Genomic DNA, 16,270 nt, shown 5'->3' on the forward strand with positions numbered 1-16,270 from the left:
GAACATGATCGAGACGGGCAAGCTCAGCCCTCAAAAGCTCGTCGGCAGGAGGATCAGTCTGGAAGAGGCGCCCGCGGCCCTCATGAACATGGACCGTTTCGAGGGGATCGGCATCAGCGTCATCACGATATTCGCATAAGGTCCGAGCACCTCAGGAGAGGGACCGGATCGAGGTTGCCGATTGCTGAAGCATTGCGGAGGCTCTGAACCGCTTCTCGTGCCATTCCGCCGATGCGGGATCACGGTGGTAAATCTCGCCCAATTCCGACATGGCCGACATAGCCTCGGGAACGTCGGAATAACGGCCCGATGCGACCACGTCGAGAATGGCCGAGCCGAGGAGTACGGGCTCTGGCCAGCGCCCCCACTGACCACGATCGTGTCGATCACCACATTTCTCTCGTGCTGCGCCTCAACGATCTGCCGAGCCCCATAACCCAATCGCCGGGCACCGGCGAGATAGAGCGCCACGAGGCTGTCAGACTGGCCTCCATCCCAAGGCCTGGGATCACGCTGCGCATGTCAGGCTCGGCAAACGGCGCACGGTTTCCGGTGAATTGCTTCTTCCGCCCTTCGAAGACCGGTTCGGTGATGCCCATCTTGCGGATCACCTCAACCACTGGGGTGCTGCTCTCCGCCCGCCGCAGGGCAAAGGCGATCTGCCGTTCCGTGTACAGTGTCTTCTTCCTGGCACTGACCTTCCTTAAGGATCAGTGCCCGAAAAGGCTGTCTTCTTGATGGACCAGTTTGATGGGCCAAGACCAATTTCAAGTATATTCCGAACGATAGCCCTGCCTAGTATAGTCATCAGACCACTTTTCGGTTGTCACACCACCCTTATGCCGCCACACTAGCGCAACCTCACCCACATTGGGAGCGGCCTGCGAGGCTCGAGCTGCTTTCCAGGAGCGAGGCTCAGCCGAAAAAGACAACAAATCTGGAGGAAACAATGAAACGTCTAGCGCTGGTTCTGTCTGCTGCGTTGGTCAGCCTGTCGGCGGCAGCTCAAGCCCAAACGGTCATCAAGGCCGGTCATGGTGCTCAGGCCGGTCACCCGACCCAATTCGGGCTCTTGAAGTTCGGCGAGTTGGTCGCGGCCAAAACGGGCGGTCAGGTCAAGGTGGAGGTTTATCCGGACCGCCAGCTTGGTGAGGAGCGGGAGATGGTGGAGGGGCTTCAGCTCGGCACCGTAGACATGGCCGTAGTGTCCACCGGCCCGCTCAATGCCTTCGTGCCCCAGATCGGCGTCATCGATCTGCCTTTCCTTTTCAAGGATTCCCAGCACGCCTACAAGGTCCTGGACGGCGAGGTGGGGCAGGACCTGCTCAAGCGCATGGAGAGCAAAGGCATCGTCGGGATGGCATGGTGGGAGAACGGCTGGCGGCATCTCACGACCAAGAAGTCCATCAAGGCGCCGGACGACCTCAAGGGGGTGAAGCTGCGCACGATGCAAAACCCGGTGCATATTGCGGCCTTCAAGCAGATCGGCGCCGCGCCCATTCCCATGGCCTGGGGCGAGGTGTTCACGAGTCTGGGGCAGGGCGTGATCGACGCCCAGGAGAACCCCGTGACCGTCATTTACACGAACTCCCTATGGGAGGTGCAGAAATACCTGACGCTCACAGGCCACGTATATGGCCCTCACGCGGTGATGTTCAGCAAGGTTGCCTGGGACCGGCTCACTCCCGATCAGCAGAAGGCGGTCCGCGAGGCCGTCATGGAAGCCACGGCCCATCAGCGCGAGACCTCGCAGCGGCTTGAGAGGGAGCAACTCGAGGAACTCAAGAAGAAGGGCATGGTGGTCGAAACCATCGATACGGCTCCCTTCCGGGCTGCGACGGCCGAGATCGCCGCAAGCCAGAAGAACGTAGATCAGGGCATGCTCGAGAAGATCCGGGCCGCGAGCAACTGATCGCCGGTTCCTTCCTGCCGGCCTGGACGCGGCGGCCTGCGCCGCGTTCTCCCGTTCTCAGAGGGAAAGTCCCATGAATGTCGCCCACGCTTGGTCGTTCGTCGAGCGCCTGTTCCTGATTGCTCTTGTGGTTCTCTTCGCCGCCATGGTGGCCGCGTGTACGGCTCAAGTCATATGGCGATATCTCTTCGATGATCCGCTGGTGTGGTCGGAGGAGCTGGCGCGCTACCTGTTCATCTGGATTTCCTACATATCCGCATGGGTCGCCTGGAAGAACCGCGCACATATCGCGCTGGATGCGGTGACCTATCTCAACAGGCCGGCCGTGACCGTCTGGACGAACCGCTTTGTCGAGGTCCTGGTCGTCGGCTACTGCCTCTACACTTTGCTGGCGAGCTTCCAGATCATCGGTATCACGCATTCGCAGCCTTCCGCGGTGCTGGAGCTGCCGATGAGCGTGGTCTACGCCGGCTACACGGTCATGGCGCTTCTCATCACCGGCGACATTCTCGTCGGATGGCTGAGCGGGATACGTCAGAGCATGGCGCCTCAGGCGCTCGCTTCGGAGATCTGACCATGGCGACTGTGCTGCTTATCGGTTTTGGCCTCCTGCTCCTCCTCAACGTTCCCGTCTCATTCGCCCTCGCCATCGCATCGCTTGCAGCTCTGACCTATGGCGGACTGCCCGTCACGCTGGTCGTACAGAAGATGACGGCCTCGATGGACAGCTTCGTGCTCCTTGCGGTGCCTTTCTTTCTGCTGGCCGGGCACCTGATGGGCCGCAGCGGAATTGCCAGAGACATCGTTGATTTCGCCGATTCCCTAGTCGGCTGGCTGCGGGGCGGTCTGGCTCACGCGAACATCGCCTCCGGCACCCTCATGGGCGGCATGACTGGCTCCGCCGTGGCCGAGGCCTCGTCAACCGGCGGGGCTCTCATCCCGCCCATGATCGCGAAGGGTTACGATCCTCCGTTCACGGCCGCCATAACGGCAAGCGCCTCGACGATCGCGGTCATGGTTCCGCCCTCGATTCCCATGATCATCTTCGCGGTGGTCACCGGTGTGTCGGTGGGGGATCTGTTCATCGGCGGTGTCATTCCCGGCATCCTGATGGCTCTGGCGCTGATGATCACCTCCTGGCTCTTTGCCGTCGGTCGCGGCTATCCGCGCGGGCCGCGGCCATCCTTGAGGAGCATTGGCCGCGCTACGCGGGCGAGCATCTGGGGCCTCTTCATGCCGCTCGTGATCATAGGCTCGATCCGTTTTGGAATCGCCACGCCTACGGAGGCTTCGGTAGTGGCGGTGCTCTATGCATTGTTCGTCGGTCGCTATGTCTATCGCGCCATCGCTTGGCGCGACATTCCGGGGATCGTCCAGGATGCCTCGATCACCACGGGCATGGTGATGCTGATGATCGCGGCTGCTTCTCTCTATGGCCTGATCGTCACCCGTGAGCAGATTCCCCAAGCCGCCGCGCAGATGATCATGGAGATCACGCGCGATCCCTATCTCGTCCTCATCCTGATCCTCGGGGTCTACCTGGTGGCCGGCATGTTCCTGGACCTGGGGGCCAACGTCATCATCCTCGTGCCGGTGCTCTGGCCCCTGGTGAAGAACCTGCAAATCGATCCGGTGCAGTTCGGCATCGTAACTGTTCTGGGTCTCTCCATCGGCCTCATCACGCCGCCCGTGGGGGCCAGTCTGTTCGTCACCTGCGGCATCGCGAAGACCAATCTCCTGGAAGGCAGCAGGGCCGTCATTCCTTTCATCGTAGCGCTGCTCCTCGTCACGCTTCTGATCATCTTCTTTCCGGGTGTCGCGACCTGGCTGCCCTACAGCTCGAAAGGCTGATCACTTAATCCTCGAAAAAGACGCAGGCGCGCCATGCTCCGACAGGCATGACGCGCCTGATTGTTCGAGTTCAAGCCTCATCAACATCTCCGCCGTTTGACGAAAATTCCCGTTGACTCAACTGGTATGATGACCTCATCTTTGAGGAAAAGAACCGGCAGGGAGGAGAAGCGCGTGCCGCTTGCGACGCAACGCCAAGAGACTGCTGAGGCGAGCCAGCCGCTCAAGCTTTCGGCAGGTCGTGTTTCCGTTTGGTTGTCGCCGACGGGCACGGCGCTGAGAGATATTGCATTCGACGGAGAGGTCGTTCTGCGCGGCCTTGCCTTTGTGGCGCGTGACCAGGACTGGGGAACGCTGCCGCTCTCTGCTGCTCCGCAGATCCGCCGCTCGGGTGAAGACCTTGAGATCGAGGTTGCCGGGGCAGGGGATTACGCCAATGGCGATCTCAGTTGGCGCGTTGTTTTCCGCCTTTCTCCCGAAGGTGTCGAGGCCCATTCGACGGTGCGTTCCTCCAAAGGGTTCCTGACGAACCGCACGGGCCTTGTGGTGTTGCATGGCTTGCAAGCCTGCAGAGGGCGTGAGGTTGCCCTCAACCATTCGGATGGACGCTCCAGCCGCTCGGCCTTTCCGGTTGAGGTTTCCCCGCACCAGCCCTTCCTTGACATTGCCGCCATGACCCATCGTACCGCCGGCGGCGCGGGCGTTCACATCGCCTTCCAAGGGGAGGTGTTCGAGATGGAGGACCAGCGCAACTGGACTGACGCCTCTTACAAGACGTACAGCCGCCCGCTTGCCCTGCCTTTTCCCTATCGAATCGGCAAGGGCGAGACGTCCGAGCAGATCGTGAGGGTAACGTTCGAGGCGGGGGCATCCAAATCCACTGAAGGCGAGACGAAGCCCGGCATTCAGGTTTCCGCCCCCATGCCGCGTCTTGCAACCGGCCTTCCGGTCAATCGTCCACCCCTGGACGAGGCAGCCGCCGCCGCACTCGATAAGCTCGGACTGGCGGCCGTGGCCCTTGAGATCGACCCTGAAGAGAACGGGTGGGCCGATAGCCTCAAACGGCACCTCGCCTCGATGACGGGGCCGGTTCGCGTGGACTGCCGGATGGGTGGCGAGATCGATCACGCTGCCGTGCTGAGCACCATCCATGATGTGCTCGCCGGTCGCCAGGTCGTCGGGATTTCCCTCTGGGATGCGCCGCAGTCAGCCATTGCGTCCGCGCACGAACTCTGGCCCGGAACGCCTGTCGGAGGCGGCACGGGAGCTTTCTTCGCGGAGTTCAATCGCGGAACCCTGCCATCAGGGATCAACTACGCTACCTGGACGACGAACCCCACGGTTCATGCATCCGATGACGACACCCTGGGCGAAAGCATCGAGCCTCTCCGGGACATTCTGTCCACGGCCAAGGCTAAGGCTCCGGGCCTCGATTTCGTGGTCGGGCCGCTCACCCTTGTCATGCGCTTCAACCCCAACGCCACCAGTCCTGCCGCGCGCCGGGCAGAGCCGCCGCCGGATTCTCGCCAGCACACGGTGCTGACGGCGTCCTGGCTGCTCGGAACTGTTGCCGGCTTTGTCGATCCTGCCGTGAAGCACCTGACCGTCTTCGAAATAACCGGGCCTAAAGGCCTGCTCCGGTCGGACGGCTCCTTGTCGCCGTCCGGCCATCTCGTCTCTCGGTTGACGCCGCTCTCGGGACAGCAGGTCGAGGTCGTCATCTGGCCGCATGAGCCGCGCGCCCGTGGACTTCTTTTCCAGACAGCAGGCGGACGCGTCCTTGTGCTGACGCAGGCCCGAGCCGAGGCGGTGCACCTTGCCTTGCCGGAGGGGCGGTGGGCCGCCCCAGAGCGCCTTGGATCCGAGGGCTTTGCAGCCGATCCGCAGCCGGCGGGCGGCACGATCAATGTCGATGGTTTCGGCGTGGTGTGGCTTGCCGAGATCACCTGACAAGCAAGGGCGAAAGCCAATCGTTCCACACCTGGGAGGAAATGATGAAGACCACGAGACGGCAATTCACCATCGGTGCTCTCACGGCCGCAGCCGCCGGTACCATGCCCATGCTGGTGCAGGCGCAAAATGGCAAGACCATCGCGGTTCTGTTCGATGGCCTCTACTCCGAGTTCTGGGTCGCCGGCATGCAGATCATCAAGGACGAGATGAAGAAGCGCGGCTACAACGTGCTCGAGGCTATCTCCGACAAGGACGACAACAAGCAGTTCGAGCAGGTCCGCGCGATGATCGCCCGCAAGGTCGACGGCATCATCATCGTGCAGACGGATTCGAAGGCTGTGATCCCGGCGATCCGCGCTGCCAACCGGGCCAACATCCCGATGGTGCACTTCAACCGTCCTCCCGCTGAGACGGATGCCTATTCGGTGGCCGTGGTCGCGGACAATCAGACCATCGCCCGCGAGGCCGTGCTCCATTCGTGCCGCACAGCCAAGCAGGCGGGCGGCAAGTACAAGGCCGCTATTCTTATCGGCAATCTCGGCGATCCGAATGCGATCCAGCGCCGTGACGGTTTCCAGGAGGCGGTATCCCAGTTCTCCGACACCATCGAGGTGGTGGCCCGCATCCCAACGGAATGGAATGCGGACAAGGCATTTGCAGGCCTCACCAACGCGCTGCAGGCGAATCCGGACATCAACTTCGTCTTCACCTCCTCGGACTTCCTGATCCCGCAGGTCACGCAGGCGCTGAAGTCAGCCAACAAGTGGGCTCCGATCGGAGCGCCGAACCACGTGGTCTTCACCGGATTCGACGGCTTCCCGACGGCCTATGAGCTTATGGAGCAGAAATACATGGACGCCTGCGGCGTGCAGAACCTGTTCTACGAGACCAAGCTCGCCATCGACGCGATCCTGCAGATGCAAGAAGGCAAGAAGCCGGAGAGGATTCTCCTGGATCCGGGCTTCGCCATCACTCAGGAAAACATGATGGAGAAGCGCGGTGAGATGTGGGGCTACGCACTCCTCAATCAGAAGAAGTCCGGCTGATTGCGGTCTCGGGGCGCGCCGCACGCGCGCCCCGTCCTTGTTGCCAGGAGGATCGATGTTGGTTTCAGAGGCCGTGTCTCGCAAAGTCGAGCACGATGCTGGGCGCAGCCGATGGAAGGCTGCGGCGAGCTTCGTCCTGTCAGAATATCTCGTGCTCGCTCTCTGCGTGCTCTACACGCTGGTCATGATCCCCGTCGTGCCGGAGATCATCACCGTCGAGGTCTGGCAGAACATCCTGTCGGACATGATGCCGCTTCTCATCGTGTGTCTCGGGCAGACCGTCGTTCTCATCGTTGCGGGAATCGATCTGTCGGTCACGGCCGTCATCAGCCTTGCGAGTGTTGTCGGCGCCTCGGTCATGACCCAGAGCGACGGTTATCTCTCGGGTCCGCTTGCCGCTCCTGGCGCCATGATCGCGATGCTGCTGGTCGGCGCTGCTGTCGGGCTTCTGAACGGCATTTCCATTACTCGGCTCAACATGCCGGCCTTTGTGGTGACCCTGGCTACCACCACGTTCTTCGGCGGCAGCGCCATCTGGTACACCACCTTCCATTCGACGACGACCTCCATCTACGACCTGCCCGACATGTTCATCTCCATCGGGGATCGTGACGTGATGGGCATTCCGATCTCAGTGCTCGTCGCGGCCGCGGCCGCCTTGGTCGTGCATGGAATCCTCGCCTACACGATCCTCGGACGCTGGCTTTACGCCGTCGGCAAGAACCCGAGGACCGCCTACGTGTCGGGCGTGCCGGTGCGCACCACCGTCGTGTCGGCCTTTGTCCTGTCCGGCGTTCTCGCGGCGCTTGCCTCCATCGTCTACACGGCCCGGATGCAGACCGGCACGCCGATCCTGGGTGAGCGCATCCTGCTCGACGTGATCGGCGCGGTGGTCATCGGCGGCACCAGCCTTTTCGGCGGAAAGGGCAAGGTGATCTGGACAGTTTTCGGGGTCCTGTTCCTCGTGCTCATCGACACGACCCTGAAGCTCCTCGGTGCATCGCTTTTCGTCATCTATGTCATCAAGGGCAGCGTCATTCTCGCGGCTGCGCTCGTCGATACGTTGCGCACCCGCTATCTCGGCGTGAGGTGATCCCGTGAGGACCGGTTTTCGATCAGATGCACCTTTGTTGTCAGTAAAAGGCATCACAAAGAGCTTTTTCGGCGTCCGGGTTCTGCATGGCGTGAGTTTCGAGCTCTGGCCGGGGGAGGCGCTGGGCCTTCTCGGGGAGAACGGCTCTGGCAAGTCCACGAGCATGAATATTCTGGGCGGCGTCCACCAGCCTGATGGCGGGCAAATGAGCCTAGGCGGCAGGCCCTATGCCCCGCAGAACCCCCGCGAGGCGAGCCAGGCCGGGATCGCGTTCATTCATCAGGAATTAAACCTATTCCCGAACCTCTCCATCGAGGAGAACCTCTTCATCACCGACTTCCCTCGTCGCGGCGGCGTGCCTTTCATCGATCGGCGATGGATGCGCAAAAGGGCACGCGAGCTTCTCGTCGAGGTCGATCTCGATCTGCCGCCGACGCGGCTCGTCGGCAATCTCGCCCAGGGCGAGCGGCAGCTGGTTGAGATCGCGAAGGCACTCCATGCGGATGCCAAGGTACTCATCCTTGACGAGCCCACCACATCGCTGACGCGGCGGGAGGTGGAGCGACTGTTCTCTATCATCGAGCGGCTCAAGAGCCGGGGCGTTGGCATCATCTTCATTAGCCACGCGCTTGGGGACGTGATGCATATCTGCGAGCGCATGACGGTGCTGCGCGATGGCGCGGTCATCGGCACGGACCGGCGGGAGAGGCTGAATCTGCCTACCGTCATCTCGATGATGGTGGGGCGCTCCATCGACGCGATCTATCCCGAGCGGATCACCAAGCCTCGTCCCGAGGTGGCCCTGCGCGTCCGCAATCTCACGCAGCGCGGAGTGGCCAGCGACATCTCCTTCGATATTCATGCCGGCGAGGTGGTCGGCTTGTCGGGTCTGATGGGATCGGGCCGGTCCGAACTGGCCCGCCTCATCTTCGGTCTCGATCCGCTGGAATCGGGCACGGTCGAGGTGGCGGGGACGCAACTTATGCGCCCGAACCCGAAAGCCTCCATGGCGGCAGGCCTTGCCTTCCTGACGGAGGACCGGCGCAACGAAGGCCTGCTGATGGAAGCCTCCATCGCCGACAATATTGGGCTGACCTTCCTCAGGCGGTTCAAGGTCGGGCCGGGTGTCGTCAGCGGCCAGGCCCTGAACAACACCGCCAGCGAACTCGCCCGCATGGTCCACCTGTCGACGGACAGGGTGCAGGATACGCTCGCCAAGCATCTCTCGGGCGGCAATCAGCAGAAGGTGGTGATTGCCAAATGGCTGCTGCGCAGGCCCAAGGTGTTCATCCTGGACGAGCCGACGCGCGGCATCGACGTGGGGGCGAAGCAAGAGGTGTACCGCATCATCAACCGGCTCGTGGAGGAGGGCGGTGCAGTGTTCCTCATCTCCTCCGAAATCGAGGAGGTCATGGGTCTCTCCGACCGGATTCTGACCATCAGCAAGGGTGAGATCACTGGCTCCTTCGAGCGGAGCGGGTTCGACCGGGAGGCGATCCTCGCGGCGGCGATGGCTCCGGCGGGGCCGCAACGGGAGGCCTACACATGAACAGTCGGAACCGGATAACCATCTTCATCCTGCAAGCGGCTCCCTATCTGCTGTTCTTGGCCATTCTCCTAGTGTTCGGCTCGCTCTCCGACCGCTTCCTGAGCGTCACGAACTTCACGAATATCGTCATTCAGGCCGCACCCGTGGCGATTCTGGCCGTCGGCATGACCTTCGTGTTGCTGACGGCTGAAATCGACCTGTCGGTGGGTGCCATCATGTATCTGACCGGCTGCCTCCTGGGGCTTTATCTTGGCGGCGCGCCCTGGCCGCTGGCGCTAGTCGTGGTGCTCGTCGCCTCGGCCCTGCTGGGCGCGATCAACGGCGTTCTCGTGGCCTACCTGGGGATCACGTCGTTCATTGCAACCCTCGGGACCCTGTTCATCGGGCGCGGCATCGCCATGTCCGCGTCCAATACGGCGAGCGTCTATTTCCCCGACGCGATCACGGCTCTCAATCGCGCCACCGTTTTCGGGATTCCGTCGGCGATCGTGGCGGTGGCGGTCGTGTTCGCGGTTGCATGGATCCTGTTGCGCCAAACCCCCTTCGGCCGCCAGGTCTATGCGGTTGGACAGGACCGTGATGCGGCCGCGAAGGCCGGCCTTCCGGCCAAGCGCATCGTATTCCTCTGCTTCGTCATCTCGGGCGCTCTCGCCGGCATAGCGGGCTTCGTGTCGGTCACGCAGATCGGCGCAATTACGGCAAGCTATGGCCTTCAGGCCGAGTTCTCCGCCATAGCGGCCGCCGTACTCGGTGGAACGAGCCTGTTCGGCGGGCGCGGCGGAGTGAAGGGCGCGCTGTTCGGAGCGCTCCTCATCCAGACGGCCGCGAACGGGCTCGTGATCATCAACGCGAATCCGTACATCTATCCACTCGTCACGGCAGGCATCATCTTCATCGCCGTCGCGGTCGACGGTCTCCGCTCCCGGATGCTGGAGCGGTTGGAGCGGCGCTTCATCAGACCATGGGAGATTGCATGAGCAAGGTGCGTATTGGTGTCGTCGGCCTCGGGTTCTTCGCTCAGAACCAGCTCGAGGCATGGCGGGTGATCGAAGGGGCCGAGATTGCCGCAGTCTGCGACCGGGACCCCGCCAAGGTAGAGGCGGCCCGCCGGCGCTATGGCGTGGAGCGGGGCTACACGGATGTCGCCCAGATGCTCGCGGACGATGTCGTCGATGCAGTGGATGTCGCCACGACGCCTCCAAGCCACCGCGCTATCGTGGAGCAGGTCGCTCAGGCTGGAAAAGCGGTGATATGCCAAAAGCCCATGGCGGAGACCCTGGAAGACGCCCGCGCCATGGTCGAGGCCTGCCGGAGGGCAGGGGTCTCGCTTACCGTGCATGAGAACTTCCGCTTTCAGCGCCCCATGCGCGAGGTGGCGATGCTGCTGCGCGAGGGAGCTATCGGCGAGCCATTCTTTGCCCGGATCTCGTTCCGCACGCCCTACGACGTGTTCGCCAACCAGCCCTATCTCGCGACCGAGGATCGCTTCATCATCCTCGATCTCGGCATCCACCTTCTGGACCTGGCGCGCTGCTTCATGGGAGACGCGCGCGACGTTTCATGCTGGACCAAACGGGTGAACCCGAACATTCAGGGCGAGGACGTGGCCACGATGGTGCTCGACCACGGCAATGGGCGCACGAGCATCGTGGACTGCAGCTACGCCACCCATCAGGTGCCGGATCCCTGGCCCCAAACTCTCGTAACTCTCGAGGGCAGCAAGGGGACCATTTCACTCGGCGCGGACTATCGGCTGCACGTGACCCGCGGAGCCGAGACCGTCACGCGCCATGTTCCGCCCAAAGCATGGCCCTGGTCGCAGCTGCCCTTCGATATCATCCAGGACAGCGTGGTTGCGCTGCAGCAGCACTGGCTCGGTTGCTATCGGGCTGGACGGGCTGCGGAAACCTCTGGCGAGGACAATCTTAAAGTGGTCGAGCTCGTCCACACGGCTTACGCGGACGCCGATCGTCGCAAGTGACGGGCGGCAGGAAGCTAAATCCCTGAGCAAATGGCAGCTCCTACCGGAGTTCTGCCGGATTTTCTTCAATGTGCCGCCAGTGACTGTCTTGATAAACTGGTATGATGAGTTAATCTCTTGCCGAAGATCATTCGTTTCCAGCAGCCAGATTTGCAGGGACGGCCAAGAGCCCACCCCAACGGGCCACAATTCCAACAGGAGGAAATAGATGACGCAATACGGAAAGACTTCTTGGCTTTTTGGGGCAGCGCTTGCCGCCGTTCTCACCGCCGCGCCCGCCTTCGCTTCGCCGGAAAAGCCGGTAATCGCCCTGTCCAATTCCTATTACGGCAACACCTGGCGCCATCAGATGGTAGAGTCATTCGAGGCTGCGGCCAAGCAAGCCAAGGAAGAGGGCAAGATCGCCGACTACATCATCCTGAACGGCGATAACAGCGTCAATCAGCAGACGAGCCAGCTTGCCGACCTCATTCTCAAGAAGGTGGACGCCATCGCCATCAACGCTGCCTCCGAGACGGCGCTCAACAATGTCATCGACAAGGCCTGCAAAGCGGGAATCAAGGTTATCTCCTTCGATTCCGTCGTGTCTGCCCCTTGCGCATACCGGCTCACCTTCGACTTCACCGGCTACAAAAAGCAGCAAGCCGAAGAGATCATGAAGCGCCTCGGCGGCAAGGGCAACGTGATCATCGTACGTGGCGTGAAGGGCTCCGCTCCAGACGACCTCATGTATACGGCGCAGGAAGAGGTTCTGAAAAAGTATCCTGACGTGAAGGTGGTGGCCACCGTCTATGGTCAGGCGACTGCATCCGTCGCTCAGGCGGCAATTGCCAACGTGCTTCCGAGCTTGCCCAAAGTGGATGCCGTTCTGGCGCAGGGCGGCAGCGATGATATCGGCATTGCCCAGGCATTCGAGCAGTATGGGGGCGAATACGCCGAGAAGATGCCGCTCATCGAGGGCGGCGGAAGCTCCAATTTCATCCTGTGGTGGATGAAGCAGAACGAGAAGAACGGCTATTCGACCGTCTCGATGAACACGACGCCCGGCATTGGCGGAGCGGCCTTCTGGCTCAGCTACAAGATCGCCAAGGGTGCGGAAGTTCCCAAGGAGCTGGTGATGCCGGTCGCTACCGTGACCCAAGACAATCTCAAGGATTTTAAGGACATAAAGCCTGGCATCATTGTCAGCCCGGTCTACAACGAGCAGTGGGTTGAGCAGAACCTTATCAAGAAGTGACGAGGAGCAGTTCAAACTGCCTCTGATGTCGTCCTGCCCGGCCCCCTTGGCCGGGCAGTCCTGACGTAGCGTTGAAGGTTTGCGGATGACAGCTGCGATGAAAGCGGTGCCATTCTCGCGGGCACAGGCCGAGCTTGCTGGGAATGAGCCGGTCGTCGCCCTCCGCGGGATCACCAAGTCCTATGGGCCCACCCTCGCCAATCAGGCGGTCGATTTGACCGTCGGGCGAGGTGAGGTCGTCGGCCTCGTCGGGGGCAACGGTGCAGGCAAGAGCACGCTGATGCGCGTTCTCAGCGGGGGCACGACTCCTGATGCGGGGGAGCTCGCCATTGCGGGAAAACCTCGGACCTGGAACGATTATAATCCCGGAGAGGCGCAGACAGCAGGGATACGCATTGTCCACCAGGAGCTGTCGCTCTGCGGTAATCTCACGGTGGCGGAAAATTTCTATCTGGAGCGGCCTGATGCCGGAGGGCTGCGACCGGGGTGGCGTAGTACCTACCGGGACCTGGCACGGCAATGGCTCGATCTGGTCTTTCCCGGACATGGCATCAATGTGGATGCGGAGTTGGGACTCCTGCCTATCGGGCAGCGACAGATGATTGAGATCGCACGCGCAGCAAGCGATCCCAATCTGAGACTTCTCGTTCTGGATGAGCCCACATCATCTCTCGATCCGGAACGAAGCCGTCAGCTGCGTGCTTTCATCATGGCCAGCGCCGCAAAAGGCGTCGCCTTCATTTTCATCAGCCACAAGCTCAAGGAAATCCTTGAAATCACGTCCCGCATCGTCGCCCTGCGCAATGGGCGGGTTGCGTGGGAAGGATCGGTCGAAGGGGCATCCGTGGAGCGTCTCGTCGAGGCCATGGGCGGCGAGTCGGAGGCGTCCCTGCGGGCCAACCGGAACCGGCAGGAGGTCCGCTCCTCGTCCGAAGGGCGGGTTCTGGCGCGCATTGGCGGTGCGGGTACCGCTCCGCCGGGGCGCGCAGTCGAGCTCCGGTCCGGCGAGATCGTCGGTCTTGCTGGCCTAGAGGGCAACGGCCAGCGCGACATGCTGCGCCACATCTTCGGAGCAGGTGACTCAGGGGAAGTCTCTCGCTTGGGGTCGGTCAGCTTCGTGTCGGGGGACCGTCAGCGGGAGGGGGTGTTCCCGCTCTGGAGCGTTCTTGAAAATATCGGGATCGGCCGTATCGCCGGCAGATCGGGCGTCAGTTCCGTGTCAGCCGAGGCGGAGCGTACGGCCGCTGCCCCGACGATCGAGCGGCTGCGGCTCGACCCCTCTCGGCTTGGCTCGAACATCCTCGAACTGAGCGGAGGAAACCAGCAGAAGGCGCTGGTTGCGCGCGCACTGGCGGCAGACACCGAGATCATCCTGCTCGACGATCCGACCAGGGGCGTGGATGTCAGCGCGAAGTCGGAGTTCTATGGCGTCGTGGCCGATATGGCGTCCGCCGGACGTCTTGTCATCTGGCACTCGACGGAGGATGTCGAATTCCTCGAATGCGACCGCGTGCTCGTCTTCAGCGGCGGCCGGATCGTGCGCGAACTGGTTGGGCAGGAGATTTCCGAGGAGGCCATCGTCAACTCCTCCTTCCTGCAGGAGGTTTCGTCTGCCGGATCGTCCCAAGCCGTTTCCAAGCCGGTGCAGGGGAGCTCGCTCGCCCGCCGCATCATTGGCCTGATGCCCTTCGTGAGCTTTCTAACGGTGCTCGGGGCCATGGCGTCGGTCAATCCCCTGGTCCTGTCGCCGTTCGGCCTCGATCTGCTCCTGGGCTCCGCCGTTGCGCTGACGCTGATTGCCCTGGCTCAGATGTTCATCGTCGGCGGGAGTGAGATCGACCTTGGGGTAGGGGCCTTCGCAGGTGTCACCAATGTGGTCAGTGCGACGCTGCTCGTGGATAATCCTTCCCTGGGTGTGGCTGGACTCATTGCCGCATGGCTGTCCTATGGCCTGCTCGCCGCGATTATTCACGCCCGGAAGATCCCTGCGATCGTGGTGACGCTTGGTGCGTCGTTCATCTGGGTAGGCATTGGCTACAGCCTGCAGCCGACCCCCGGCGGGAGCAGCCCGGAATGGCTGTCGGCCCTTTTCACCTGGCAGATCCCCGGGGTGCCCACGACCATTGTTCTCATCGTGATCGCAGGGTGTGTCGCGGTTCTGATCGACAGGTCTCCTCTCGGAGTGGTGCTGCGCGGTTTCGGTAACAATCCGGCCGCGCTGGAGCGGGGCGGCTGGTCGGTGATGCGTTACGCCGTGATCCGATACCTGATTGCAGGGGGCTTCGCTCTTGTGGCGGGGCTGTCGCTTACGGCCATCAACACGGCCAGCGACATCAATGCGGGCGGACCCTTTACCTTGTTGAGCGTGGCGGCCGTGGTCATGGGCGGCTGCGCGCTGCTGGGAGGAATTATCTCTCCTACTGGCGTGGTCGTTGCATCCCTCACCCTGTCCTTGATTGGAGCTCTCCTCGGCACGCTTGGCGTCAGCACCGACTACAATGCCGCCGTTCAGGGAGGGCTCCTCCTTCTCATTCTGGTCATGCGCATGGCGGTCGACCGACGGGAGGATGCTTGATGCAGAACTTGTCGCCTTGGATGGCGCGTAACCGCTGGATCTGGTCGCTGATCGGGATCCTGATCATATGGGGCGTGCTGAGCCTCATCACCGAGCGCCTCAGCCTGCACTCGCTTTCGGGAGTGGTCGCTTCGGCGTCATTTCTGGTTCTGGCGGCCCTTGGGCAGATGTTCGTGGTCACCACGGGCAGGGGCAACATCGATTTGTCCATTGCAAGCGTTATCGCGCTCAGTGCCTTCGTCAGCTTGATCGTCATCGACGGCAGCGATGAGCGCATCGTTCTCGGGCTTCTGGCCGTTCTGGGCATCGGGCTTGCCGTCGGGGCCATGAATGCCGTGCTGGTGCTGCTCTTCCGCATCCCGGCGATGATCGCCACTCTGGCCACAGGCTATGTGCTGGCGACCACGACCTTGATCGCGAACCGATCCATCGCAGGGGCGGTGGCGAGCCCGACGCTTGCCTATCTCGCCGGAGGCAGGGTCTGGGGCATACCGGTGATCTTCCTTATCGCCCTCGTTGCGGTCACGCTGTCGAGCCTCGTCCTGGGCAAGCTCGCCTATGGGCGCATGCTGTCGGCGACGGGACAGAACGCACGGGCTGCGCGCCTCTCCGGCATCAAAACCGGGCGAGTTACGGCCACGGCGTTCCTGATCAGCTCGGTGCTGGCGGCTCTGGATGGCGCCCTGCTCAGTGCCTATGTAGGGGGGGCATTTCTTGAAATGGGGGCTCCCTACCTGCTGCAATCCGTCGGCGCGGTCGTCCTGGGAGGCTCGCTTATCTTCGGTGGCAGCTCGACGGCTTTAGGCACCCTGTTCGGATGCATTCTGCTTGTTCTCATCGTCACAACCATGCAGATCGCGGGATTGCCGCCTGGGACACAGGACATTGTTCAGGGCGTTGCCATCATCGGCGTTCTGGCCCTTGCGGGGCGCCCCGTGCTCAAGCGCGCCGCCCGGCTCAAACCTATGTCCGAGCAGACCGCTGGGGCGCAGTAGGGAAGCTGGCTCCGATCTGGTATGATTATTGTTGCAGTAAAACGTCTCGGTGATAGAGCGGGGACGAATTGTTGAAGA

13 protein-coding genes and 1 pseudogene are annotated in these 16,270 nt (G+C 62.2%); 13 read left to right on the forward strand and 1 reads right to left on the reverse strand.

From position 1 onward, the window contains the following. Positions 1 to 139: pseudogene (locus GR328_RS27785) on the forward strand (alcohol dehydrogenase); the annotation flags it as partial. A 247-nt stretch (positions 140 to 386) separates the two neighbouring features. On the opposite strand, the gene GR328_RS28685 reads toward GR328_RS27785, so the two are convergent. After that, entirely contained in the window at positions 387 to 620 is a 234-nt protein-coding gene (locus tag GR328_RS28685; protein WP_160888326.1) for a hypothetical protein, read from the reverse strand. Between the two features lie 329 nt (positions 621 to 949). Here GR328_RS28685 and GR328_RS24735 point away from each other — a divergent pair, with 329 nt between their 5' ends. From GR328_RS24735 to GR328_RS24790, 12 genes are all read left to right on the forward strand, one after another. Beyond that, entirely contained in the window at positions 950 to 1,912 is a 963-nt protein-coding gene (locus GR328_RS24735; protein ID WP_160888327.1) for a TRAP transporter substrate-binding protein, read from the forward strand. A 73-nt stretch (positions 1,913 to 1,985) separates the two neighbouring features. Beyond that, positions 1,986 to 2,486, forward strand: coding sequence for a TRAP transporter small permease (locus GR328_RS24740; protein ID WP_160888328.1), 501 nt, complete (start codon positions 1,986 to 1,988; stop codon positions 2,484 to 2,486). 2 nt (positions 2,487 to 2,488) lie between these two features. Continuing rightward, positions 2,489 to 3,763: a TRAP transporter large permease gene (locus tag GR328_RS24745; protein WP_160888329.1), complete on the forward strand. Its 1,275-nt coding sequence runs from the start codon at positions 2,489 to 2,491 to the stop codon at positions 3,761 to 3,763. Positions 3,764 to 3,937: 174 nt separating this feature from the next. Next, positions 3,938 to 5,713, forward strand: coding sequence for a D-apionate lactonase family protein (locus tag GR328_RS24750; RefSeq protein WP_160888330.1), 1,776 nt, complete (start codon positions 3,938 to 3,940; stop codon positions 5,711 to 5,713). A gap of 44 nt (positions 5,714 to 5,757) precedes the next feature. Continuing rightward, positions 5,758 to 6,762: a sugar ABC transporter substrate-binding protein gene (locus GR328_RS24755; RefSeq protein ID WP_160888331.1), complete on the forward strand. Its 1,005-nt coding sequence runs from the start codon at positions 5,758 to 5,760 to the stop codon at positions 6,760 to 6,762. A gap of 55 nt (positions 6,763 to 6,817) precedes the next feature. Then, positions 6,818 to 7,855, forward strand: coding sequence for an ABC transporter permease (locus GR328_RS24760; protein ID WP_160888332.1), 1,038 nt, complete (start codon positions 6,818 to 6,820; stop codon positions 7,853 to 7,855). 91 nt (positions 7,856 to 7,946) lie between these two features. Next, complete coding sequence (locus tag GR328_RS24765) at positions 7,947 to 9,404, forward strand: sugar ABC transporter ATP-binding protein (protein ID WP_343039479.1); 1,458 nt, start codon at positions 7,947 to 7,949, stop codon at positions 9,402 to 9,404. Next, on the forward strand, positions 9,401 to 10,381 hold the full coding sequence (locus GR328_RS24770) for an ABC transporter permease (RefSeq protein ID WP_160888333.1): 981 nt from the start codon (positions 9,401 to 9,403) through the stop codon (positions 10,379 to 10,381). The genes GR328_RS24765 and GR328_RS24770 overlap by 4 nt, the downstream gene beginning before the upstream one ends. Further along, on the forward strand, positions 10,378 to 11,385 hold the full coding sequence (locus GR328_RS24775; protein ID WP_160888334.1) for a Gfo/Idh/MocA family protein: 1,008 nt from the start codon (positions 10,378 to 10,380) through the stop codon (positions 11,383 to 11,385). The genes GR328_RS24770 and GR328_RS24775 overlap by 4 nt, the downstream gene beginning before the upstream one ends. Before the next feature lie 208 nt (positions 11,386 to 11,593). Continuing rightward, a complete protein-coding gene (locus tag GR328_RS24780; protein ID WP_160888335.1) occupies positions 11,594 to 12,622 on the forward strand; it encodes an ABC transporter substrate-binding protein in 1,029 nt (342 codons plus the stop codon). 85 nt (positions 12,623 to 12,707) lie between these two features. Further along, a complete protein-coding gene (locus GR328_RS24785; RefSeq protein WP_160888336.1) occupies positions 12,708 to 15,197 on the forward strand; it encodes an ATP-binding cassette domain-containing protein in 2,490 nt (829 codons plus the stop codon). Further along, positions 15,197 to 16,192 (forward strand): ABC transporter permease, encoded by a 996-nt coding sequence (locus GR328_RS24790; protein WP_160888337.1) that lies wholly within the window; start codon positions 15,197 to 15,199, stop codon positions 16,190 to 16,192. The genes GR328_RS24785 and GR328_RS24790 overlap by 1 nt, the downstream gene beginning before the upstream one ends. Positions 16,193 to 16,270: the final 78 nt, after the last annotated feature.

The sequence above is a fragment of the Microvirga makkahensis genome, assembly GCF_009830105.1.
GTDB classification, from domain to species: Bacteria; Pseudomonadota; Alphaproteobacteria; order Rhizobiales; family Beijerinckiaceae; genus Microvirga; species Microvirga makkahensis.